This window comes from Zhongshania aquimaris (assembly GCF_019312595.1).
GTDB lineage: Bacteria > Pseudomonadota > Gammaproteobacteria > Pseudomonadales > Spongiibacteraceae > Spongiibacter > Spongiibacter aquimaris.
Genome location: NZ_JAHWDQ010000001.1, coordinates 1,872,769 through 1,897,211 on the forward strand (window position 1 = coordinate 1,872,769; position 24,443 = coordinate 1,897,211).

Genomic DNA, 24,443 nt, shown 5'->3' on the forward strand with positions numbered 1-24,443 from the left:
AAGTCGAAAAGTTAAGCAATTACACTACTAAACTCAAATTCAAATCGTATTTTGGAGCAATGCGCTTAACTGGTCTTTGCGCGCAAATGCAAAGGCAAGAATTACAAACACAGTTGGCGATGTCGATGCCGCTTGGCAACAGATTAAGCCCAGCCCGGCAAGTCTATCTCTCTCCCCTCGCGCGATGCGACAACCATCATTTAAAAATTATTAGTGCGACCGTCACTCAAATGGATTGGCATCCTTTGAACTCGACAGGACATCAGCGGACAGAAATTTCTGGCTATGCACTGCGCTGGCTAGCTCCTTAATTCATAGTCGTATAGTGATTAGTTAGAACTTATGACTAACTCAAGAAGAGCGCGCATATAATTCTCCACCGCGACAAATGCAATAGGCAAACACAGTCATCGACAGAATTTATAGAGGTTTGTTACCTTTAGGAGGGGAAGGACGCTACACAGTTATTCGACAGAGCACTTCGAATAACTGTGTGCTGTATTATCGACTAGCATTTACGGCGACTATGTTGGATGTTTCCACGCCATCGCCGGCCGGCAAGACCGAGTCGTCACCATCTAACTTAATCAAATAGGCTAAAACATAAGCCGCGGGAAACCGAGCTACCGTATCGCGCCCGGGTTTCTTGGCATCGAAGTACACCGCTAAGCCTTTATTCATCGCCTCTTTTAATTGCTCGCGACTCAAATCGGCGGTGACGATTTCGCGCTGATCGCACTTAAGAAAGGCGCTGGAGCAACGGGAAAACTTGCGTTCTTCGGCCTTGAAACGCAGTTGCTGACCGTCAGCCAGGGTCGCCGCCCGATAGTAGCGCCAGCCGCCAACGTATTTCATTTCTAGTAAAACCTGGTGGCGCGTTACACCGTCGTCATCAACAATGGTGCGGAGATAACGCTCGCTGAAGTCGTCAACCCAACCCCTCGGAATGCGCTTCGTAATGCTCATGCCGCGCAATACCGTGTCTCTATCCGCACCCACTTGCTCATAGCGGGTCAACTCAACCATGTCTTTCACTGTTAATACGTTTTCGTTTTCTGCCTGTGCCGACATCCCAAACCAACTAGCCAGCAATGCCACCAATAGAACTCTCATACATCCCCCTATTTACAGCCCTGAATCGGGTTTGCAGCGTTTTTCCACAGCAACACCCCAAAAATTGACTTTGCAATCAATATCTACGGAAACCTAGTAAGAATAGATCTTTTTCAGCGTATAGCAACGCACTAAGACCACCATGCCGAAGGGCGGCGGGTTTCGGAGAGTATTTTGAAATGAAGGGGCCGACGTCGCGCCGGCCCAGGCTAAGGCAAGTCCCTTATGACCAGCTCAGATCCTGCTTGCGAAACGGCGTGCTGCGCACTCGTTTACCAATCGCTTGATAGATTGCATTGCCGATAGCCGGCCCAATAGGGCCGACCGGTGCCTCGCCAATGATGGCAAAGCGATCATGGCCAGATAATGCCTCAAGATGGATTTTAATTTCAGGGATATCCGCCATCTTGAGCATGGGGTAGCGGTCAAAATTGCTCTCGACTACAGCGCCATCCACGATGGTTAATCCTTCATTGAGAGACATGTTGAGCCCGAAAATAATTCCTCCTTCCAGCTGGGCAAGCACGGCATCTAAATTGACGGTGCGACCGCAGTCAAAGGTAAAATCAATGCTATGCACGGTCAGCTTCCCCTCTTGGCTAACCTCGACATGAGCGACCGCGCACACCGTGGCACCAGCCTGCTTTTCTCCTGAATGAGGCCAGTTGCTAATGGCGATGCCGCGCCCCTGCCCTTTTGGCAAGGGCTTGCCCCAGCCAGCACGTTCCGCCGCCAGCTTAAGGCAATGCGACCAAGCAGGGTCCCAATCTGCCAATAATTTCAGGCGATACTCGAGCGGATCAATACCGCCAGCCACCGCACATTCATCAATGAATGTTTCAACCGTAAAAGCGTGAGCGTTATAACACGGTGCGCGATAAGCGCCAGTCGCGATATGCATCGGCAGATTGCTGGCCGCAAGGCGCACATTGGGTATCGCGCCACTAAACGCATACGCCATATCGGTAAAGCCGAGATTCAAGGCCATACCGCTAAAGCAGGTCTCGCCTTCCAGCGATTCCAGCATGCCTTGTTCATTTAGCCCCGCGCGGAAACGCGCCGCCAATTGGGTTCGATATGCACCCTGCTGGGTTGTTTCTTCCCTCGACCAAATTACTTTTACAGGCACGCCAGGATACTGACGGGCTACCGCGACAACGGCGCGAACATCATCACCGATGACGCGCCGACCAAATCCGCCGCCAACCATGGTTTGATGAATAGTCACTCGATCTGGATGTACACCAGACTCGTCAACCGCAACCCAAAAGGCCTGCTGCATGTCCTGAGTTGAATGCCACAACTCCAAGCTATCTTCGGTATACAGAGCCGTACCGTTAAGCGGCTCCATCGTCGCGTGTTCGCAGAACGGGGTTCGGTAGGTCGCCTCAATGGTTTTAGCTGCCTTTACCGTGTCTACATTTCCAGACTTAGTTAATGGAGCGCCCGCCCAGCGATCAAGAATCCGATCCTGACGTTCATGAATTTTCTCGTCCGAGTTCCAAAATGCGCCAAGACCGTCATCCCACTCCACCGGCAGCGCATCTAAGGCCTTTTTCGCCTGCCAATAATGGTCTGCAATCACCGCCACACCACTGCGACACTCTGACCCTTCAAAACCAAAGGTAGGACTCGCATCAACTGGCGAACCGGGAGTTGCAGAAGGATCAATCACCACAACCGCGCGAACACCCGGCATAGACAACACTGCTTCAGGATCATGGCTTTTTAGTAGGCCGCCGTGCACCGGAGATTGCCGCAATGCCGCATAGACCATCCCCGGCCGCGTGACGTCTACACCGTATTTGGCACTGCCATTGACCACCTTGGGCAGCTGCACTTTATGGGGTTTGGTTTTTCCCAGCAGCGTCCATTCACTCTGGGGCTTTAAAGAAGGCTCGGACTCAAGTACAACACTTGCCGCCTCTGCTGCCACTTCACCAAAACGCAGCGTTCTGCCACTAGGCAGGTGCTTTAGCACGCTATTGCGGGCTTCGATTTCAGTAATCGACACATTCCACCGTTGAGCAGCGGCCAGCTTGAGCCGCTCCCTTGCACTGGCACCTAACTGCATAGTGTAGGGCATACGCTCATGATCGGTACTGTGACCACCGAAAAAGGGCTGCATGCCAACGGCGTAACTGCCGGGTTGCTTATACTCGCGGCTAAAAGAAGCAAACTCGACGTTGACGCGCTGCCAGTCACACGCCAGCTCTTCGGCAATATTCATTGCCTGCTGGGTAGAGGCACCATTGCCAATTTCTGGTGTTGGTACGGTAACAATGATTGTGTCATCGGCCTGAATAGTCAGCCAAGGTGACAGCGCACTATCGCGCTGACCACCGTTCTTCCCGGTCGCCGCCATTGCGTCAATTGGCACAAGCTGCAGTGACAAGCCCCCCGCCACCGTAGCGCTAGTAATTAAAAATTTTCTCCGCGACATTTTCATCTGAGTCATGCCCCCATCTCCTGCGCTGCACGGCGGATACCTTCGCGAATACGGGGGTAGGTACCACAGCGACAGATATTAGAGATATTCGCATCAATCTCCTCGTCGCTCGGATTGGGTATACGCTTAAGCAAATCTGCCGCCGCCATTAAAACCCCAGACTGGCAATAACCGCATTGCGGTACATTTAGCTCCACCCACAATTTTTGCAATATGTGGTCGCCAGATTCAGACAAACCTTCAATGGTTGCAATGTCGGCGCCGTCCACAGCCTGTACGGGAATCAAACATGAACGGGTAGCGTTACCATTCAAATGAACCGTGCAGGCACCGCACATGCCAATGCCGCAGCCAAACTTTGTGCCGGTCATCTGCAAATGGTCGCGCAGGGTCCACAGCAACGGTGTCGTTGGGTCAATGTCGAGCGACTGGGCTTGCCCATTGACTGTGAATTTAATAGTCGTCATTTCAATCCCGCCCTCGATTTCGCCAAGGCCTCAAAATCGGCATTGATCGCCGCCAACTTCTCATCCGTCATCGTTTTGGAGTCAAACTTTTGCATGAATGCCAGCGTAAAGCCGCGCCCCTGATCTATGCGCGGCTCGGTGGAAAAACCCGGCAAATACTTATCTACTATAGCCCTCGCCTCTGGGTCGTCGAGTATGACGCCAACCAAGGTTGAACGCGTGGTGTAAACCACCACGCTTGAGCCTTTCAACTCAAGCAATTCAGCGTTCACTGCAGCTAACTTTTCGTCGGTAATCATTTTCGGATAAAACGGCTGAATATCAAGCAAGGTCAAAGGCCGCGCCACTTCAATTTGGCGAATCTCTGCGATACTTGGAATATGGCGATCGAGGATTTGTTTTGCTTCGTCGTAATCCAGCAGTGCGCCAATATCGGACTCCGCAACGGAATAAGACACACCAGGAAGGGTCACCGCGGGTTCTGGCGGCGGTGGCATTACAAAAAACCAAAGTGCGGCGAAAACGGCGAATAATATCACTACACCGCCGACAATTATTTTAGATTTACGTCGGGTCATAGCCAGTGCTCAAGAAACAATCAGTACCCACTATAGTACACCAGTGTTGATTATATATCTCGCTTGAGCGGCTACTTTAAATGACGATTTGTTAAGCTTGAATATCGTGCCGTAATTTATTATCAAGAAGCTGCTTGGCTCCGGATCTAACTGTACGGCGCGAGTTCCGAAGGATTGGGCCGAGTTTTAAAGCGCTGGTGAACCCATAAATACTGCTCTGGCACCTCGACAATTTCGCGCTCTAAAAGGACGTTAAATTCTCTCGCCACCGCCACAGGGTCGTCCGCTACCTCATCTAGGGGCGGCATAATACGCAGCAGGTATTTGCCATCGGGTTCACGCCGAAAGAAAAACGGCACTAAAGCCGCACCAGTGCTGCGCGCCAAACGGCCGGGCACCGTGACGGTAGCCGCATCTATCCCAAAAAAGGGGACAAAGGCGCTGTGCTCCATGCCGTACTCACCAAAATCTTGATCTGGCGGATACCAAACCACCTTACCTTGACGCAAATACTTGAGCGCCTTGCGCATATCATCGCTGGGGATCATATCTGCAAATCGCCCCAAGCGTGCATTTAACACCACCTCCTCTTGCGCCGGATTCGGGTGCCTGCGGTAAACACCGTGAATATGGTAATGAAAACTAAGCATGCGCACGCCGAGTTCTTGGGTTGTGAAATGCGCACCCAATAATAAAACTCCCTTGCCCCTCGCCAACGCTGCGTCTAGATGCTCAGCACCCTCAAGACGGTACTGACCTATTAACCGGGCATCGTCGCTAAACCAGCTGGCAACCGTATCGAAAAGCCCCATTCCCAAGGCTTCAACATGCCGACTCAGGAGCGCCTCCCGCTCAAGCTCACTTAACTGGGGAAAGCACATGGCCAAATTCGTTCGCGCTACACGCAGGCGCAAACCGAGTCGCGACCGCATTAACCGCCCTAATTGCCTGCCAAGTGCCAACTGCCACTGAAGCGGCAACTTTGCCAAAGCGCGCAAGACGCCATAGCTAAGTCCAAGGACCAATCGACGTGAAAATGAAGATGGTTCTGCGACAGCTTCGGCAGGCGGTGACTCAGTAGACGTCATGATCAATACCTATGTCGTGGTGGAAATCTGGAACTGTTTGCAGTATTCGGCAAAACGCAGATCAACCTCATCCGCCTGTAAGCCAAAGTCTGCTAACTGGTATTGATGCGCGCCGTGCTTGTGCTGTGGATTCGCCGCCATATAGTTAGCGATATTGCTCGCCATAATATCGGAGTATGCATAGCCGAAATGATGGTAGATAGCTCGTACCACAGCAGCGGGATCAGCCAGCATATCGGTGTACTGAACATCAAACACCCGCTCGGCAGAATGTCTGAGTCGCGCTCGCATCCCTCGCTGTAATGATGCGGCAAGCTGTGAACTTAAGTGCCGCCCGACCTCCAGGCAATCTACCATTCCACACGCGGCCTGCTGCATCACCGCATCTAAACTACAAATAGATGGCAAAACTTGTTTAGGATCGCGATGAGTTTGCACAACGCAGGCGTCGGGAAAAGTTGTCAGCAATGCATCTAACCAGTTCAAATGCAGTGGGCTTTTCAGCACCCAGTGACCGCCACCCCGCTGCCACTGCAGTATTTGCAGTTGCAATTTGTACTCCTCATAAGCGACACAAACCTGCTCCGTACTCAGGCCTTCAATCCAGGCGCGATAGGCGTGGTTATCTTCTTCGAAGATGGGCAATATATACGCATTAGCCAGCAGGCCCGCGCACTCTTCAGGCCCTAGGGGATCAACATCATGGATCTTGCGCAGCGCCGGCAACATACGACGCAATTGATCGACTATTCCCACGGCGCGGGCAATTCGCGGGTCCGCTTTGCCTACCACATGATCGGGATCTGGCGTCGGTTGCATGCTCTCCCAAAATAGCAAAGGTCGTGCATCCGGGTCTAAAGCCAAAAGCTGACTCAATATAGTCGTACCGGTGCGCGGAAACGCCGCAATAAATAAAGGCCGCACAATGCGCTGCTCGCGAATCTCTGGATGGCGATTCACTAAGTCCTGAATGCGCAAACGATTTACCAAGGGCTTAAGTAAAATCTGCCAAGCTACCACCCGCCCCAGAGGGCTGAATCTTTGATTGCGCTTTAAATAATCCAGACGAAGACGCAGCGGCTCAAGAAAACGTGGGTCGCCAAAATCATTTAGCCCGGTTTTTTTACGGGCCGCCGCCATTAACTTGTCCTCAGAGAAGTCTGGGTAGTTCAAACCCAATGCCTGCGCCTTACCTAAAAGCCATGCTAAAGCACGAACCCCCATGCTTAAGTTAGGCTTCTCCTGCCAAGGCTTTCTATGAATTTGGCGCTGATCCATCAGTGATATCTCTTAGTTAATTCGTCGCTGGCAGCAGCAAGCTGCAATTAAAGACCAAGCGGAAAAACTGAATATATCAGCGGGGGGCGCAAATTCACACCAGCTACAAGGTGTGAAATCAGAGTAAAAATGAAATATGAGGACTAGTACTAAAATTTTAAATAATTAAATACCTAAGCACGTAATTTCAAAGACGGCGAACAGAAATAATCGTAAATAACCAACCACGACTCTTCAGTAAAACCCGCAACACTACGACTCAAATATTATTATTTGTAATCTATAGCATTCAATCTTTAGAAATATTTATAGAACAATGCTCACCACAAATACAAAAACGCATGACATTACCGAACTACATTTAACACAAGCATCCCCGTAATCGCCTTGCTCGCTACTATGTCATTTTTGAAAATCACGCACACCGACCGACAATAAACTTTCGCGGCGGTTCACTTAGTGCAAACTTAAGAAGGGCCTGGCATTTGGGGGTGGCTTACACGACAACAGCATTCTAGCCACTGCACTGACTAACCCCACATGCGTCAACGTCCCTGCCAGAAAATATCTACTTGAGATTGACAATGTCCAATAGAGAAAAGATCACATTAAAACTAGTCAAGCGCAATATCGTCATGAGTTTATGTAAAAGATTCTTTATGATCTCCCACATATCACCTGCGCGGTATCTCGCTGCGTGGGTATATTCATATTCAGAATTGGCACAGGAAAATCAAAATTAATTTAATCATGCATAAAAAACATGACTACCAAATTGCCATCTAAGTGATATGAAATAGCCGTGCGAGAAAGGGGTTATAAAAATAACATTCTACCAACAGCATCCTTGCCAGCTGGAGTGAAATAAAATGATCGACGATTAAAAACCGTCGATCCGAGGCCGCTATCAGCTTTTAAACTTCACTAAAAAATCATAAAACGATGTCGCGAATTTGCCGTAGGGCGGGCGCAATAATGTCATCGGCGAAAACGACGGCTGATAGTAAATTGGCCGCAATTTCGAAAACGTCACAAACCCTTCATAGCCGTGGTAATGCCCCATGCCACTTGGGCCAACTCCGCCGAAGGGAATGTCGTGCTGTGCAACATGAAAAAGCGCATCGTTAACCGTCACACCGCCGGACATGACACGCTCAATATATTGGTCTTGCAAAGCGCGCTTATTGGTAAATGGATAAATCGCCAAGGGACGGTCATTGGCGTTGATATAGTCAATCACCTCTTTTGGCTGATCGTAGCCCATCACCAACAACAAGGGACCAAACGTTTCGCGGCTGCGAATATTCATATCCGCGGTGGTATCGAGGATCAAATGCAGCGGCATTTTACGCGTGGCAGGATCGCTGCCCTGCTCGCCGTGTAAATTAATTACCCTTGCGCCTTTGCTGCGCGCATCTTCCAGGGTCCCTTCCAGTCGCTGCAACGAGCGGTTATCAATAATAGATGTGTAATCTGGGCTATTAATATCGGGACAGTGCTTTTTCACCCACGCCTGCGATGCGCTGACAAACTCTTCAATTTTGCTTTGATGAACAAACACATAGTCGACGTTGGTACAGATTTGACCCGCATTGAACTGCTTGATAAATAGAATACGGTCTACGGCTTTTTCCAAAGGATAATCTGGATCAACAATGGCCGGAGCCTTACCGCCCAACTCCAGCACCACAGGTGTTAAATTCTTTGCGGCCGCAGCCATAACCGCGCGGCCAGTTTGACCAGAACCGGTAAACACTAATAAATCAAAAGGTAGTGTCGAAAATTCAATCCCGACTTGTCCCGTTTCCTCAAAGAACACTAACTTCTCAGGTGGAAAGTAATTCGGCACTATCGACGTTAACAAGCGAGTCAGGGCAATAGAATTTTCAGACATCTTCACCATAGCGCGGTTGCCCGCCGCAAAGGCTGCGGTGATTTGAGTCATACTAAGATTGATAGGAAAATTCCACGGAATGATGAGACCAACCACACCTAGCGGCTGGGGAATCACTCTATTTTTACCGCCGGGAAACATCATCTGATCAACGTGACGGCGCTGAACCTTCATCCAGCCCTTCATCTTTTTAATAATGCCATTGATGCCGTCGGTGACAGTAATAATTTCAGCGAACAAGCTTTCGTGGCGCGAACGATTACCGTAATCCTCTGATATCGCAGCAATAATCGCGTCGCGGTTTTCATTGATCATACGTTTCAGGGTCAGCAGGTCTTGCTTGCGCTGCGCATAATCCGGCACTGGATCAGCTAGATAGGCCTTGCGCTGAGCGTCAAAAGCCTGCTGTAAGATCGATGCCTGTTCAGTATTTTCTGCTATCTCAACACTGCTATTCATGCCCTGCTCTCCTATTCCAGATCTCAATTATGTTTATTTTAAAAGCCGGATTTACACCCAAACCGAGTAATTCCATCATACACCTCTCAATGTATTAGGTGTAACCATTCTAGTTAATAGCGTAAGCGCGCTGATTTCACACTTTTCCCTTAGACGTATTCAGAGCGGCAATAGCCGCAAGAGCAGAAGTCCAGCCCTCAAAAGCCAATCACGCTATTAGGAAATGCCTGAGCTCAAAATCTGCCACCCGTGCTTACCCTGCTTATGAAGCACCCAACACCGGACAGGCCAGTCACTCAGGCCGTCAGTATTTCATTGCGCCCAATTCGCCAGCGCGGTTTCTCCGTCACCTAATGTGGCCAACAATTCGCATGCACGGGAATCAAACAAACGCCGCCCAGATATCTCGCAGAATTAAAATACAAACCGCATTTTTCTTGTTGTAAATCAAATTCTGAACTCTAGATTCGGCGTCTAATAAACAGGCAAGAGAAAAGCAATTTGGAAAAATGGAGAACCGTGATGAAAATGTTAAAAGCAGCAGCCTGTGTTGTGACGGGAGCGAGCCTGTCCTTTTCTGCGCTAGCTTATGAAGCGGGAGATTGGATAGTTCGCGCAGGGGTAACACAGGTCGCCCCTGACGCCTCTAGCTCCGCTGTTAGTGTTAACGGTGACAATGGTGCGGCGCTCGACGCCAACAGCGCTGTCGACGTAGACGACAATGAACAACTGGGTTTAAACATTCAGTACATGATGAGCAAACAGTGGGGAGTGGAATTACTTGCGGCAAGCCCCTTTAAACATAAGCCAAACGCCGCCACAAATTGAGTAGACGCGTTTATTTTTTTCATTCTTAATCATAAACAACACCGCGAGCTACTTTTTATTACATCGCACTTATTGGCATCGCCATTTAATTTTATATATTAAAGACGAGCACCTATTATTTTTTCATCACAAAGATAAATGGCTATAACGGGCTATCTGCTTTAAGGCATATCGATGATAGCGAAAACCGAATCAGATCAAAAAAGCCCGCTCGCCTGTCTCAACGTCACTTTCAGGTACTCGCCAAGTCTCTTTAAGCTCTTCGAGCCAGACTTTAGTTATTTTATCTACCATTGGCACCTGGAACTCTATCAACTCGCCAGCTCTTTAAATGCGCACAATGGCCGAAAAAATCTACTGGCTTATTTATAAATGAGCAGGGATTATTAATTTAATAAAATACAGAATGGAATAAATGCGGAATGTTAAGAGGAAGTGCCTGGGTGTGGCCGCAAGGTCTTTCCCTTACGGCCACACCCAAAAGTATTACTTAATTTTGGGATTTAAACGGCCTGAGTCATATTCCATATACATGGCTTCTAAACTCATCGGTTTAATTTTAGAGGCATTGCCCGCGGTACCGAAGGCTTCATAGCGAGCAATACAAATCGCCTTCATTTCTTTAATGGTTTCTTGCAGATATTTGCGCGGATCGAATTCGCTCGGGTTTTGCGCCATAAAGCGACGAATCGCACCGGTCGATGCCAAACGCAAATCGGTATCGATATTTACTTTCCGCACACCGTACTTAATACCCTCGGCAATTTGCTCAACCGGCACACCGTAGGTTTCAGGAATCTTACCGCCGTATTCATTAATAATCGCCAGCCAATCCTGAGGCACACTAGAACTACCGTGCATAACCAAATGGGTGTCTGGAATACGTGCGTGAATCGCTTTAATACGGTCAATTGCCAAAATATCGCCTGTAGGCGGACGGGTAAATTTGTAAGCGCCGTGGCTAGTGCCACAGGCAATTGCCAAGGCATCTACACCGGTTTTAGCAACAAAGTCTGCGGCCTCTTCCGGATCGGTCAGCATCTGATCGTGGGACAAAATGCCCTCGGCGCCGACGCCGTCTTCTTCGCCAGCTTGACCGGTTTCAAGCGAACCTAGGCATCCCAACTCACCTTCAACCGAGACGCCGCAGGCGTGCGCCATATCAACTACTTTGCGAGTTACATCGACGTTGTAGTCATACTCAGCCGGTGTTTTACCGTCTTCTAATAACGACCCGTCCATCATCACTGAGCTAAAACCCAACTGCATTGAGCGCTGGCAAATTGCGGGGCTGGTGCCGTGATCCTGGTGCATCACCACTGGTATTTCTGGGAATTCTTCAATCGCCGCCAAAATCATATGCCGCAGGAAAGGGGCGCCCGCGTATTTACGCGCGCCAGCAGATGCCTGCATGATGACGGGACTATTGGTTTCGCGAGCCGCCTCCATAATGGCGCGGGTTTGTTCTAAATTGTTTACATTAAATGCCGGTACGCCGTAACCGCATTCGGCGGCGTGATCCAACATTTGACGCAGACTGATAAGTGCCATTGTGAGTTCCTTTTAAGTTTTAATTTGTGTGCTAGATGCTGGACGGAAGACGGGAGATGCAAAGAACAAAGCGTCTTCCATCTCCCGTCCCGCGTCTCCCTTAACCTTTCGCCCGCTCTTCCAGGATCGCTACCGCAGGCAATACTTTACCTTCTACATATTCCAAAAATGCACCGCCGCCAGTGGAGATGTACGACACTTGATCGGCAATACCAAACTTATCGACAGCGGCTAGGGTATCACCACCACCGGCAATGGAAAATGCGCTGGATTCTGCAATAGCGCGGGCAATGTCTTCGGTGCCGTCGGCAAATTGATCAAACTCAAATACGCCAACCGGGCCATTCCAGATGATAGTACCAGCTTGTTTCAGTATTTCGGCAAGGCAGGCAGACGACACGGGGCCGATATCAAAAATCATATCGTCATCACCGACATTTTCAACCGGACGCAAGGTTGCCGGCTCTTTTGGGTCGAATTTCTTACCTGTAATCACGTCCGTCGGAATCGGGATATGGCATTTTTCCATCAGGGCTTTTGCCTTGGGAATCAGATCTTCTTCATACAGCGACTTACCCACATTGTAGCCAGCCGCGGCGAGGAAGGTATTGGCGATACCGCCACCAACCACAAGCTGGTCAACTTTGTCTGACAGGGTTTCGAGCACTTCTAATTTGGTCGATACCTTTGAACCGCCGACGATGGCGACAAAGGGACGCGCTGGATTTGCCAGGGCGCGCTCTAAATTTTCTAGCTCACTAGCCAGCAACGGACCAGCGCAGGCTATCGGCGCGTATTTGGCCACGCCGTGGGTTGAGGCTTGCGCGCGATGCGCCGTGCCGAAGGCGTCCATGACAAACACATCGCACAGCGCCGCATAGGCTTTTGACAGATCGTCGGCGTCTTTTTTCTCGCCAACATTAAAACGCACGTTTTCAAGCAGAGCGAGCTGGCCACTTTCTAGCGATACGCCATTCTGCCAGTCATCTAGTAAGGCTACTGGTGTACCGAGTGCCTCACTTAAATAATCCGCAACCGGCTTAAGAGAGTACTGCGCGTCAAACTCGCCTTCCGTCGGACGGCCAAGATGCGACATCACTATTACTTTCGCGCCGGCATCAAGCGCCAACTTCAAGGTGGGCAATGCCGCACGCAGGCGGGCATCTGAACTTACTTTGCCTTCGCTGATAGGCACATTCAGATCTTCTCGAATCAGTACGCGCTTACCGGCCAGATCCAAATCCTGCATTTTAATTACTGCCATGTTCTATTCCCTGTTCTTCGAGAGTCACTGTTCAAATAAGCCATCGCGGCTTGTTCAATATTAAATCTAATCTAGCGCAGATGATAAACCGCCATACCCATACCCTATGCAATATTTGGGCACAGTCCAAACTTTGCGCCTATTGCAGCCAGTGCGCGGTGACATCCAACATCCGGTTAGCGTAGCCCCATTCGTTGTCGAACCACGTAAACAAACTCACCAACTCGCCCGCAACACGGGTCTGCCCCGCATCCACAATCGCCGAACGGGGATCGTGGTTAAAATCACAGGATGCCAGCGGTTCATCGCTGTAACCCAATATGCCTGCCAAGCGCCCATTGGCCGCCATTTTTAAGGCCGCGTTCACATCCTCTGCACTCACATCAGCATCCAGGCTGACTGTTAGCTCCATCGCCGACACATTGTGGGTGGGGATTCGCACCGCCCGCGCCGCAAAACGGCCATCAAGCTCGGGAATAATGCGCCCAATGCCCGCAGCCAGGCCGGTATCGACTGGAATCATCGATAAGCCCGCCGCGCGGGTTTTTCGCAAATCGGTATGGTGATAGGCGTCCAATACCGGCTGATCATTCATGGCCGAATGAATGGTCGTGATGCAACCGGACCGCACCCCAAACGCTTTATTCAAGACATCGATCACCGGCACGATGCCGTTGGTTGTGCACGAGGCGTTGGAAACAATGCGCTGCTCTGGATCAAGCTCTTGATGGTTTAAGCCGTACACAATGGTCGGAATACCTGGCTCACCAGGCTGCGACAATAAGACGTGACGAGCGCCGCGCTCAATGTGCGCCTCTAAATCTGCATAGCGACTGATAACCCCTGAACATTCCAGCACCACATCGACGTCATGCCGTGTCCAGTCTACATTTGCCATATCGTCGTGATGACTAACGGCAATCACATCGTCATTAATCACCAAACTGCCATGACGATGCTCAACCGAGCCAGGAAAGCGCCCGTGGGTGCTGTCGTATCTGGTCAGGTGCGCAATGGTCGCCAGGTCCGCGGGCTCATTTATTGCGACAATCTGCATGTTTGCCCGCAAAGGCGATTCGTAAAGGGCGCGCAATACACAGCGCCCTATGCGGCCGTATCCGTTTATGGCCAGTCTTAGCATTAGGATCTGCTCACACTAATCCAAGCAATCTTCAACGGCGTCAACAACGGCGTCAGTGGTGATGCCAAAATATTCAAACAAGGCATCCGCCGGCGCAGATTCGCCGAAGCTGTCCATGCCAACAATGCGGCCATCGAGGCCAACGTATTTGTACCAGTAGTCGCGGTGAGCGGCTTCAACAGCAACACGGGCGGGAACGCTGCTCGGCAATACCGATTCGCGGTAGTCACCGTCCTGGCTATCGAAAACGTCGGTGCTTGGCATCGATACGACCCGCACTTTTTTGCCTTTGCCGCTCAGTATTTGTTGCGCAGCCATCGCCAACTTCACTTCTGAACCCGTCGCAATAATGATGGCCTCTGGCACGCCGTCGCAATCGCTTAAGACATAAGCACCGCGGGCAACATTGGCCAATTGCTCAGCATTGCGCTGCTGATGTGGCAAACCTTGGCGGGTGAAAATCAGCGCGCTTGGGCCGTCGGTGCGCTCAAGTGCCGCTTTCCACGCTACCGCAGATTCGGTCATATCGCAGGGGCGCCACAGCGACATATTTGGTGTGCCGCGCAAGCTGGCGATTTGCTCGATGGGCTGATGGGTTGGGCCATCTTCGCCCAGACCGATAGAGTCATGGGTATAAATATGAATTACCCGCTGCCCCATTATCGCCGCCATACGCACTGCGTTGCGGGCGTATTCCATAAATACCAGGAAGGTTGATCCGTAATTAATAAAGCCGCCGTGCAGGGCGATACCGTTCATCATCGCCGACATGCCGAATTCACGAACGCCATAATGCAAGTAGTTGCCGCTGGCATCTTTGGCACTGATGGCTTTAGCGCCCTTCCAAATTGTAAGATTTGAACCCGCCAAATCCGCTGAGCCACCCAGGAGTTCTGGCAGCATTGCACCGTAGGCATCTAAACACAGCTGGGATGCTTTGCGGGTAGCGACATCTTTCGATTCTGCTTGGCACTGCGCAATATAGGCATCGGCCTTGGCAGCAAAATCTGCGGGTAAATCACCGGCAGCGCGACGGCCAAATTCTGCCGCCAACTCTGGGTATTTAGTCGCATAGCCTTCAAAGACTTCGTCCCAAGCCGCTTCCAGGGCCTTACCTTTGTCCTGAGCATTCCAGTCCTCATAGATTTCTTCAGGAATTTCAAAGGGCGGATACGGCCAGCCCAGAGCTTCGCGGGTCAGGGCAATTTCAGCATCGCCAAGTGCAGCGCCGTGGCTTTCTTCTTTACCTTGTTTGTTTGGCGAACCTTTACCGATGATGGTTTTGCAGCAAATTAAGGTCGGCTTACTTGTCTCTGCGCGCGCGGCTTCAATAGCGCGGGCGATCTCGGCGCTGTTGTGGCCATCAACAGCGGGAATAACATGCCAGCCGTATGCTTCAAAACGTGCGGGGGTATCGTCGGTGAACCAACCTTCTACTTCACCGTCGATTGAAATGCCGTTGTCGTCGTAGAAAGCGACCAATTTACCTAGACCCAATGTGCCAGCCAGTGAGCACACTTCATGGGAAATCCCTTCCATCATGCAGCCATCGCCAAGGAAGGTATAAGTGTAGTGATCGACAATATCAAAACCGTCGCGGTTGAATTGCGCGGCCAATACTTTTTCAGCAACCGCCATGCCCACTGCGTTGGCGACACCCTGACCAAGCGGGCCAGTGGTTGTTTCTACGCCCGGCGTATAACCGTATTCCGGATGGCCCGGCGTGCGGCTGTGCAACTGGCGGAACTGCTGTAAATCTTCAATCGCCAAATCGTAGCCGGTGAGATGCAGTAAAGAATAAATCAGCATCGAGCCGTGACCGTTAGAAAGCACAAAGCGGTCGCGGTTTACCCACGACGGATTGTTTGGATTGTGCTGCAAGTAATCGCGCCACAAGACTTCGGCAATATCGGCCATCCCCATGGGAGCGCCTGGGTGACCAGAGTTGGCTTTCTGAACGGCATCCATACTGAGGGCGCGAATGGCGTTAGCTAGATCACTGCGAGAGGGCATCGGTGGCTCCTGAAATTTTAGCGGGCTGCAAAGAGGCGGTATTTTCCCCTACCAGCGACCAGACAGCAAATAGCAGAAGCGTAAAAATGGCCTATTTACTTGCGTCATTTGCCATCCACAGCGAAAATCATTGCCTCTGCGAACAATTCAGGCCAAAAACCCCATGTTCAACAATATTTTGATGGTATGTATCGGCAATATTTGCCGCAGCCCATCCGCCGAATACCTGCTTAAACACAAGCTGGCTCACAAACCCAATATCACCATTCACTCCGCTGGCTTGGGCGCATTAGTAGACAAGCCCATCGATGCCAGTGCCGGCCAACTTCTTAGCGCCAATGGCGTCGACGCCAGCGAGCACCGCGCGCGCCAGCTCACTACCGACATGCTATTAAAAGCCGACTTAATTTTGGTAATGGAGCAACGGCATATAAAAGGCGTCACCGATCTTGCCCAGCAGGTCAGCGGAAAAACCTTTTTGCTGGGAAAATGGTCGCAAAATCAAGCTGTTCCCGACCCCTACCGCAAAAGCATGGAAGCCTTTGAACACGTATACAAACAGATCGACCAATTCACCGATGATTGGCTGAAGTATTTGTAGGGGCGGGAATACAACAACGCCAGTAAATGAACTCAAGCCAACACACTAGCCCTCTTGCACTCCAGCTGTCTTAAAGGCGAGGAATAGCACAAACCTTACCTTGCCCGCGAGAGAGTTGATGTTTAAACTATGTATAAACATCTATCGTTTGGAGGTAGCCATGACTGACATCGTCCTCGACATCAAACACTGGGGCAACAATCTCGGCGTACGCTTACCCGCCGCCGTGGCCAGGGCCGCACACCTTCACGCCGACCAACGGGTCCGAATTACCGTAGAGGGCGAGCGAGTCATTATCACCCCCTTTCGAGATGAATCCTTAACACTAGAGCAACGCTTGGCCCGTTTCGACCCAGAGCGGCACGGCGGCGAGGTCATGCAAACCGAGCGTAATCTCGGTGCCGAAAAATGGTAAAACGCGCCGCGCCCAAAATATGGGCACCTGATCGCCAAGATGTGATCTGGATCGACTGCAATCCACAGCGCGGGCAGGAAATGCGCGATGTACATCCATTTCTAGTCTTGTCGCCCAAAACCTTCAATCAGCGCACTTCACTGGTCATCGGCTTACCAATGACAACCGCTGACTACAATGCCGACAACCCCTTTGCCGTTAATGTCGGTTTGGCCGGCGGACGCAAAGCTGGGCAAACCAGTTACGTGCTATGCCATCAACCCAAGTCTTTCGACTGGCGTATCCGTGGCGGCGCGCCGCACCCAATGAAAAAAGTATCGGATGCCCGCTTTGCGGAGGTGCTTGCCCTGTTAAACCAAATCATCCAGCTGACTTAAAAACGTCTCGCAATTACCCGTCCATACTGTTTTATACCACGCACATTTCATACAGATTCTCAGCATTTTGCCTGCGCTTCGAATTTTTGCCCCCCGAAATCTATATCAATATTTTTTGATATAGATAAAAAGCCCTGCTACACTGCGCGACATGAACACTGCCACCCAAGCCTCGAGCAACAGTACTTCACTAGATACCGAGCTATTGCAACTTTGCAAAGCGGGCGGTGATGCGCTGCGTCTGCAGGTTTTACGGGTGCTAAGTCGCGACGCTTACTCTGTTCAGGAGCTTTGTCATATTCTGGACTGCCGTCAATCCGGCATGAGCCACCATTTAAAGACGCTGACTGTCGCTGGACTCATCACCAAGCGCCGCGAAGGCAACAGCCTATTTTATCGCCGCACTTACACGCCGAGCCTTCCCGAACTGAGCGCCTTACATGACGCCCTACTCGGCAGCGCCGATTTAATCGTCTTAGCCAGTGACCAGCAGCAGCGCTTGGAGCAGGTGTATTTAGAGCGAGCCGAACGCTCGCGGGTATTTTTCGCCGAGCACGCTGGCGAATTTGGCGAACAACAGGAACAAATGGTGGCCTACGGCGTGTACGGCCAGAGCTGCCTTGAATTACTGCGCAGCAGCCAGGCCAACGGCGGGAAACTGGCCATTGAAATAGGCCCCGGCGAAGGCGCGTTTTTAGCAGAATTGTCACCCCACTATGACAAAGTCATTGGCGTGGACAATGCCGACACCATGCTTACCCGCGCCAATGAATTTATAAACCAACAAGCCTTGAGCAACGTATCGTTCATTCTTGGCGACAGCCGCAACGCCAATCTGCAGCAAAACGCGGCGGACTGCGTAGTCAGTAATATGGTGCTGCACCACGTGCCCTCGCCGGCAGAAATTTTTAAAGACGCGGCGCGGCTGCTAAAACCCGGCGGTATTTTTTGCGTCACCGATTTATGTCGCCACGATCAAAGCTGGGCGCGCGATGCCTGCGGCGATTTGTGGCTGGGCTTTGAGCCCGACGATTTAACGGAGTGGGCACAGGCCAGTGGTCTGCAGGACGGCCCCGCTGCGTATTTAGCTCAACTAAATGGATTTCGCGTACAGGTTCGGCAATTTATAAAGCCGGATCATGTTCAACTTCACACCAAGAACCGCAGCGTTTAAAAAAACGTCGGCAATTAAAACAGAGGACCCAGCAACATGTCTGACTACAGTATTTTTACATCAGAGTCGGTGTCGGAAGGACATCCAGACAAAATGGCCGACCAGATTTCTGACGCCGTATTGGACGCCATTATCGCCCGCGATAAATACGCCCGCGTTGCAGTAGAAACACTGGTAAAAACCGGCATGGCAATTGTCGCTGGCGAAGTCACCACCTCGTGCTATGTCGACTTAGAAGACATCATTCGCGACGTGATTACCGGCATCGGCTACAACAGCTCGGACGTCGGTTTTGACGGCGCGAGCTGCGCGGTACTCAACGCCATTGGCAAACAATCTGTCGACATTAACCAAGGTGTCGACCGCGCCAAGCCAGAAGACCAAGGCGCTGGCGACCAAGGTTTGATGTTTGGTTACGCAACTAACGAAACGCCGTCGTTAATGCCTGCGCCGTTGTTCTACTCTCACCGCCTTGTTGAGCGCCAAGCATACCTGCGTAAAAACGGGGTATTGCCGTGGCTGCGTCCTGACGCCAAAAGCCAAGTGACTCTGCGCTATGAAAATGGTGTGCCGGTTGCTGTGGACGCGGTGGTTTTATCTACCCAGCACAATCCAGAAATTTCACTGAGCGACTTACAAGAAGCCGTGCGTGAAGAGATTATTAAAAACGTATTACCTGCAGAGCTGCTGCACGCAGGCACCAAATACCACATCAACCCCACCGGCAAATTTGTCATCGGCGGCCCGGTAGGCGACTGCGGCTTAACCGGTCGTAAAATCATCGTAGACACCTATGGCGGCATGGCACGTCACGGCGGCGGTGCGTTCTCTGGCAAAGACCCATCAAAGGTTGACCGCAGCGCGGCGTATGCTGGTCGTTATGTTGCCAAGAATATCGTGGCTGCAGGCCTAGCCGATCGCTGTGAAATTCAAGTGTCATACGCAATCGGTGTTGCCGAACCAACGTCTATCTCAATCAACACCTTTGGCACCGGCAAAGTCAGCGACGATAAATTAATCGCCGCAGTTCGTGAGGTATTTGACCTGCGCCCCTACGGCATCACCAAAATGCTGGACCTGGCTCACCCCATGTATCAGCCGACCGCCGCCTACGGTCACTTTGGTCGCGATCCCTACGAACACACTTACACGTGGAAAGAGAACGGCGAAACCAAATCTGAAACCAGCACTGCATTTAGCTGGGAGAAAACAGATCGGGCGGAGGCATTGAAGGCGGCGCTGTAGCTCGGGAGAGGCTTGACGGGAGACGGCATACGCGAAACCCGATAAGCCACTCAAAATAATGAGGAGAGTTGCCATGGAACGGCGACATATACGAATGGATGTTTGGCAGGACGCTGTCGCACTGGTTCATCAAATATATGAATTCAGCTCAGCGTTCCCCCAAGACGAACGGTTTGGATTGACCAGCCAAATGCGTCGCTCGGCAGTTAGCGTTCCGAGCAATATCGCTGAGGGGGCTGCCAGAGGTTCTGACAAAGAATTTTTGCGGTTTTTATATTATGCGAGGGGCTCTCTCGCAGAGCTAGAAACCCAAATGATTATAGCCACACAACTAGGCTATATGAACGAACAAGAAAATTGGCAGCCAGCCTTGGAACGCGTTTTCGCGAAACTAGCTGCATTAATTAACCGACTTAGGGCGAGTATCGGCTGATACGCATTTGCGTCTCCCATCTCCCGTCCAGCATTTTGCTTACAGAGGAATACAACATGACAACATTCACAGATTACAAAGTAGCCGACATCAGCCTAGCAGCATGGGGGCGCAAAGAACTCAGTATTGCAGAAGGCGAAATGCCAGCACTGATGGCACTGCGCAGCAAGTACGGCGCAGACAAGCCCTTAGCTGGCGCTAAAATTCTCGGCTGCATTCACATGACGATTCAAACTGGTGTTTTGATCGAAACCTTGATCGAGCTGGGTGCCGAAGTGCGCTGGTCTTCATGCAATATTTTCTCAACCCAGGACCACGCTGCCGCTGCAATTGCCGCTGCGGGTATTCCTGTTTTCGCTTGGAAAGGCGAAACCGAAGAAGAATACGAGTGGTGTTTAGAGCAAACTATTCTTAAAGATGGCCAGCCTTGGGATGCCAATATGGTATTGGATGACGGCGGCGACTTAACCGGCCTGCTTCATCAGAAATACCCACAAATGATGGATATCATTCACGGCATTACCGAAGAGACCACCACAGGTGTTCACCGTCTTCAGGAAATGATGAAGAAGGGCGAACTAAAAGTGCCCGCGATCAACGTCAATGACTCTGTAACCAAGTCTAAAAATGACAACAAGTACGGCTGTCGTCACAGCTTGAACGATGCGATCAAACGCGGCACAGATCACCTGTTATCTGGCAAGAAAGCATTGGTTATTGGCTACGGTGACGTGGGCAAGGGCTCTGCACAATCGCTTCGCCAAGAAGGCATGATTGTTAAGATCACTGAAATAGATCCGATCTGCGCAATGCAAGCCTGCATGGATGGCTATGAAGTGGTATCGCCATTCATCGACGGCATCAACGACGGCACTGAAGCCTGTATCAACACATTGGTGCTGGGAAACACTGATTTGCTGGTTACCACCACCGGCAACGTCAATGTATGCGATTCTAATATGTTGAAGGCCCTCAAAAATGGCTGCGTCGTCTGCAATATCGGTCACTTCGACAACGAAATTGATACGGCCTTTATGCGTAAAAACTGGGAATGGGAAGAAGTGAAACCACAGGTTCACCTCGTGTACCGTAACAAGGCAACTAACGACCATTTAATTCTGCTGTCTGAAGGTCGCTTGGTTAACTTGGGCAACGCAACAGGCCACCCAAGCCGCATCATGGATGGCTCATTCGCCAACCAAGTACTGGCGCAAATGTACCTGTATGAGCGTCGCTTTGCCGACTTAGAAGATAATTTTAAAGCGGCTGCCATTACCGTTGAGGTATTGCCTAAAAAGCTAGACGAAGAAGTAGCAGCTGACATGGTCGCTGGATTCGGTGGCGTCATCACCAAGCTCAGCACTACTCAGGCTGACTATATTGGTGTTAGCGTTGAAGGACCATTTAAGCCCGAAAGTTATAAGTACTAAGCGGGAGACGCTTGATGGGAGACGGCAAACGCGAGAGCTGAGTTGGCTTTTGCGTCTTCCGTCTCCCGTCCAGCCTTAAGCGATATTGCAAAACATCACCGGAACACCATCATGTCCAACCGTTACAGCTTTGAATTCTTCCCGCCCAAAACCGAAGCCGGTCGCGAGAAGTTAAAAGACACCCGCAGCCAATTGGCCGCGCTAAATCCCGAGTTCTTTTCGGTGACTTACGGCGCTGGCGGCTCCACCCGCGACAACACCCGTGGCATTGTGCTGGAAACAAAAAAGGCCGGCTTATCAGTCGCGCCGCACTTGTCTTTTGGCGGCGATGAAGAGTCTGAGATTTTAGAATTATTAAACAGCTACAAAGATGCGGGTATCGATCGCATCGTTGCCCTGCGCGGTGACATTCCCTCTGGCATGGGCGCCACTCGCTTGGTTTATGCTCGTGAATTGGTTGAATTTATCCGCAAACACACTGGCGATCACTTTCAACTAGAAGTAGCGGCCTACCCAGAAATTCACCCTGATGGCAAAAGCTACGATGCCGATATTGGCTTTCTAAAAGATAAACTGGACGCCGGTGCAAACAGTGCCATCACCCAGTATTTTTTCAGCGCCGATTCCTACTTCTACTTTTTAGACGCCTGTGACAAGGCCGGTATCGACAAGCCAATCTTTCCCGGCATTATGCCGATAACGAACTATACCAATCTGGCGCGCTTCTCCCGCAATTGCGGCGCAGAAATTCCCCGCTGGCTGTCCAAGAAACTAGAAGGTTACGGCGACGATCAGCAAAGCATCATTGATTTCGGCACAGAGTTTGTGACCGAGCTTTGCCATATTCTGATGGAAGGCGGCGCACCCGGTATTCATTTTTACAGTATGAATCAGGTAGAACCGATTAAGAGCATTGCTAATGCCGTGATGGAGTCACATCCATAAGCCCTTCTCAAACGGCGTTAGCACAAACGCCGTCAGCTTTAAGCAATCCGTTGTAAAAATTGGCGCTGACCACACTATGGTAAAGCAGATTTCACAGTGTGTATTTGAGGGCCGATGTTGGTAACAGGCGGATGGTCGAATATTCCGAACGCCGCCAGCACGCGGAGCTTTGCAGTGGAGCCGAAGGCACAACGACAAAGCTGTAGCAGAGCTTGGCCTTGTTAGGGCTCTTGGCATATAGTTGTACGGCATTTCCGTACATAAAGGTGGCCGCATGGACACGATCAGCGTAAACAAATTTAGAGACAACCTTAAAAGCGTTGTAGAACAAGTAGTTAGCAGGCATGAACCGCTCAAAGTGACTCGGCGAGCCGGTGAGGCTTTTGTTGTAATGAGCGCCGACGATTGGGAACGAGAGCAGGAAACCCTGCACGTACTCCAAAGCAAAAACCTCATGCAACAAATTGCCGATTCCCTTGAAACCCATACCCGCGGGCAAGGCTACAAACCGACCGAAGAGCAGATGAATGAGATCACTGGTATTTGAGGGTAATACCTGGGAAGCGTATGAAAGCATGCGCGAAAAGGACAAGAGGCTGCACAAGGCACTCTGTAAATTACTCAAGGAAATGCTCAGATCTGATGATCCTTCATCCGACCTCGGCAAGCCCGAACCACTCATGCACAATCTCTCGGGCCTTTGGTCAAAACGAATCTCGCAGAAAGACCGCTTGATATATCGTTTCGATGATAAGTCCATTTATATCTTCGCTATTGGTGGACACTACGATCAGCCCTAACGAGACTGCAAAAAAACTCCAGCCACTCCAAAAATGAAATTACATTCGTGTTCCCACTCGAAATCTGGAGCTTATTCGCATGCCAACTCGGCCAGATTTCAAAAAAAGCGCCTATTTTTAGCTCAAAATGCAATCAAACAAATTCGCCAGAATTCCGTTTTAGTTTTTCTGCAGCCTCAACGCCTGAGCTTACCGGCATATTTTGGATTGCCGCAGGCAACGAAAAATATGTCCGAGTACAGCGAATTGTTAGGCGGAAGTCCTCCACGACCCCTGGAGCTCTCCCGAAACTGCCGACGCGGACGTATTGTTCTGCCACCGTACCCTTGTCATCAACTGTGTCCAGCGCCGTGCGATGCGTTGCATCTGTTCGGAGGCTGTGTACGTACAATAAATGCAAATTCAAATACTAGGAAAGATTATGACCGGATTCATTGCAGTGGTGCTTTACGTGGTGTGGATACAACTTCTCACGCTGTCTTACGCATTCCCTCGCGTGCCAATGGCGCTTTTCGGAGGCCGCAAGTTCTCAGACTGGGAACGCGCTGAGGTCAACCGCGACCCGGCCTTCATGGTTCGCGCCAAGGGCGCGCACCTGAACTGCGTGGAAAACTTTCCGCTTTTCGCAGGCGTGGTGGTGGTTGCCGCGCTCATGGGCAAGAGCCCTGTGGTAGATAGTCTTGCGATGTTCATCCTGCTTGCGCGCGTGGGGCAGAGCCTGTCACATCTCATAAGCACTGCCCCGGCGTTTGTGCTATCACGTGCTACGTTCTTCCTTGCCCAGGTCGGCATGATTTTCTGGATTTGCTTTCAGCTCATCGTCTGATTTTGCCCCTGGATGGGGGCGCCCGATACAGGACATCCCGTGATAATAGGGCCGAACCCGGCCGCCTAACGCCC

At 50.9% G+C, this 24,443-nt stretch carries 23 protein-coding genes; 12 read left to right on the forward strand and 11 right to left on the reverse strand.

Annotated features, from left to right (window positions below):
• Positions 1–501: 501 nt before the first annotated feature.
• From KXJ70_RS08530 to KXJ70_RS08560, 7 genes are all read right to left on the reverse strand, one after another.
• Positions 502–1,113, reverse strand: coding sequence for a hypothetical protein (locus tag KXJ70_RS08530; RefSeq protein ID WP_219042984.1), 612 nt, complete (start codon positions 1,111–1,113; stop codon positions 502–504).
• 223 nt (positions 1,114–1,336) lie between these two features.
• Positions 1,337–3,571: a xanthine dehydrogenase family protein molybdopterin-binding subunit gene (locus tag KXJ70_RS08535; RefSeq protein WP_219042985.1), complete on the reverse strand. Its 2,235-nt coding sequence runs from the start codon at positions 3,569–3,571 to the stop codon at positions 1,337–1,339.
• Positions 3,568–4,029 carry a (2Fe-2S)-binding protein gene (locus KXJ70_RS08540; protein WP_219042986.1) on the reverse strand — a complete coding sequence of 154 codons (462 nt, stop codon included), beginning with the start codon at positions 4,027–4,029 and terminating at the stop codon, positions 3,568–3,570. The genes KXJ70_RS08535 and KXJ70_RS08540 overlap by 4 nt, the downstream gene beginning before the upstream one ends.
• Positions 4,026–4,607: a hypothetical protein gene (locus KXJ70_RS08545; protein WP_219042987.1), complete on the reverse strand. Its 582-nt coding sequence runs from the start codon at positions 4,605–4,607 to the stop codon at positions 4,026–4,028. Before KXJ70_RS08545 ends, KXJ70_RS08540 begins: the two co-directional genes overlap by 4 nt.
• A gap of 146 nt (positions 4,608–4,753) precedes the next feature.
• Positions 4,754–5,695 (reverse strand): LpxL/LpxP family acyltransferase, encoded by a 942-nt coding sequence (locus KXJ70_RS08550; protein WP_219042988.1) that lies wholly within the window; start codon positions 5,693–5,695, stop codon positions 4,754–4,756.
• 9 nt (positions 5,696–5,704) lie between these two features.
• Positions 5,705–6,973 carry a sulfotransferase family protein gene (locus tag KXJ70_RS08555; protein ID WP_219042989.1) on the reverse strand — a complete coding sequence of 423 codons (1,269 nt, stop codon included), beginning with the start codon at positions 6,971–6,973 and terminating at the stop codon, positions 5,705–5,707.
• Positions 6,974–7,880: 907 nt separating this feature from the next.
• Positions 7,881–9,326, reverse strand: a complete 1,446-nt coding sequence (locus tag KXJ70_RS08560; protein ID WP_219042990.1) for a coniferyl aldehyde dehydrogenase — start codon at positions 9,324–9,326, stop codon at positions 7,881–7,883.
• A gap of 522 nt (positions 9,327–9,848) precedes the next feature.
• Between KXJ70_RS08560 and KXJ70_RS08565 the strand changes: the two genes are divergently transcribed.
• Entirely contained in the window at positions 9,849–10,154 is a 306-nt protein-coding gene (locus tag KXJ70_RS08565) for an OmpW/AlkL family protein (protein ID WP_219042991.1), read from the forward strand.
• A 486-nt stretch (positions 10,155–10,640) separates the two neighbouring features.
• On the opposite strand, the gene fba is transcribed toward KXJ70_RS08565, so the two are convergent.
• The 4 genes from fba to tkt form a co-directional block, all read right to left on the reverse strand.
• Positions 10,641–11,705 carry a class II fructose-bisphosphate aldolase gene (gene fba, locus KXJ70_RS08570; protein WP_219042992.1) on the reverse strand — a complete coding sequence of 355 codons (1,065 nt, stop codon included), beginning with the start codon at positions 11,703–11,705 and terminating at the stop codon, positions 10,641–10,643.
• Between the two features lie 100 nt (positions 11,706–11,805).
• Positions 11,806–12,969, reverse strand: coding sequence for a phosphoglycerate kinase (locus KXJ70_RS08575; RefSeq protein ID WP_219042993.1), 1,164 nt, complete (start codon positions 12,967–12,969; stop codon positions 11,806–11,808).
• Positions 12,970–13,108: 139 nt separating this feature from the next.
• Positions 13,109–14,110 carry a type I glyceraldehyde-3-phosphate dehydrogenase gene (locus KXJ70_RS08580; RefSeq protein WP_219042994.1) on the reverse strand — a complete coding sequence of 334 codons (1,002 nt, stop codon included), beginning with the start codon at positions 14,108–14,110 and terminating at the stop codon, positions 13,109–13,111.
• Between the two features lie 15 nt (positions 14,111–14,125).
• Complete coding sequence (tkt, locus tag KXJ70_RS08585; RefSeq protein WP_219042995.1) at positions 14,126–16,123, reverse strand: transketolase; 1,998 nt, start codon at positions 16,121–16,123, stop codon at positions 14,126–14,128.
• A 163-nt stretch (positions 16,124–16,286) separates the two neighbouring features.
• On the opposite strand from tkt, the gene KXJ70_RS08590 reads away from it, so the two are divergent.
• The 11 genes from KXJ70_RS08590 (at position 16,287) to KXJ70_RS08640 (ending at position 24,369) form a co-directional block, all read left to right on the forward strand.
• A complete protein-coding gene (locus tag KXJ70_RS08590) occupies positions 16,287–16,724 on the forward strand; it encodes a low molecular weight protein-tyrosine-phosphatase (RefSeq protein ID WP_219042996.1) in 438 nt (145 codons plus the stop codon).
• Positions 16,725–16,884: 160 nt separating this feature from the next.
• Positions 16,885–17,139 carry an AbrB/MazE/SpoVT family DNA-binding domain-containing protein gene (locus KXJ70_RS08595; RefSeq protein ID WP_219042997.1) on the forward strand — a complete coding sequence of 85 codons (255 nt, stop codon included), beginning with the start codon at positions 16,885–16,887 and terminating at the stop codon, positions 17,137–17,139.
• Positions 17,133–17,516 (forward strand): type II toxin-antitoxin system PemK/MazF family toxin, encoded by a 384-nt coding sequence (locus KXJ70_RS08600; protein WP_219042998.1) that lies wholly within the window; start codon positions 17,133–17,135, stop codon positions 17,514–17,516. The genes KXJ70_RS08595 and KXJ70_RS08600 overlap by 7 nt, the downstream gene beginning before the upstream one ends.
• A 151-nt stretch (positions 17,517–17,667) precedes the next feature.
• Complete coding sequence (locus tag KXJ70_RS08605; RefSeq protein ID WP_219042999.1) at positions 17,668–18,690, forward strand: ArsR/SmtB family transcription factor; 1,023 nt, start codon at positions 17,668–17,670, stop codon at positions 18,688–18,690.
• A gap of 36 nt (positions 18,691–18,726) precedes the next feature.
• The gene (gene metK / locus KXJ70_RS08610; protein ID WP_219043000.1) at positions 18,727–19,935 is read left to right on the forward strand and encodes a methionine adenosyltransferase; all 1,209 of its coding nucleotides are present in this window, start codon (positions 18,727–18,729) and stop codon (positions 19,933–19,935) included.
• Positions 19,936–20,008: 73 nt separating this feature from the next.
• Positions 20,009–20,368: a four helix bundle protein gene (locus KXJ70_RS08615; protein ID WP_255558227.1), complete on the forward strand. Its 360-nt coding sequence runs from the start codon at positions 20,009–20,011 to the stop codon at positions 20,366–20,368.
• A 56-nt stretch (positions 20,369–20,424) separates the two neighbouring features.
• Positions 20,425–21,798: an adenosylhomocysteinase gene (ahcY, locus tag KXJ70_RS08620; protein WP_219043001.1), complete on the forward strand. Its 1,374-nt coding sequence runs from the start codon at positions 20,425–20,427 to the stop codon at positions 21,796–21,798.
• Positions 21,799–21,909: 111 nt separating this feature from the next.
• A complete protein-coding gene (gene metF / locus KXJ70_RS08625) occupies positions 21,910–22,743 on the forward strand; it encodes a methylenetetrahydrofolate reductase [NAD(P)H] (protein ID WP_219043002.1) in 834 nt (277 codons plus the stop codon).
• A gap of 274 nt (positions 22,744–23,017) precedes the next feature.
• Positions 23,018–23,290 carry a type II toxin-antitoxin system Phd/YefM family antitoxin gene (locus KXJ70_RS08630; protein WP_219043003.1) on the forward strand — a complete coding sequence of 91 codons (273 nt, stop codon included), beginning with the start codon at positions 23,018–23,020 and terminating at the stop codon, positions 23,288–23,290.
• Positions 23,271–23,543, forward strand: a complete 273-nt coding sequence (locus KXJ70_RS08635) for a Txe/YoeB family addiction module toxin (protein ID WP_219043004.1) — start codon at positions 23,271–23,273, stop codon at positions 23,541–23,543. The genes KXJ70_RS08630 and KXJ70_RS08635 overlap by 20 nt, the downstream gene beginning before the upstream one ends.
• Before the next feature lie 421 nt (positions 23,544–23,964).
• Entirely contained in the window at positions 23,965–24,369 is a 405-nt protein-coding gene (locus KXJ70_RS08640) for an MAPEG family protein (protein ID WP_219043005.1), read from the forward strand.
• Positions 24,370–24,443: the final 74 nt, after the last annotated feature.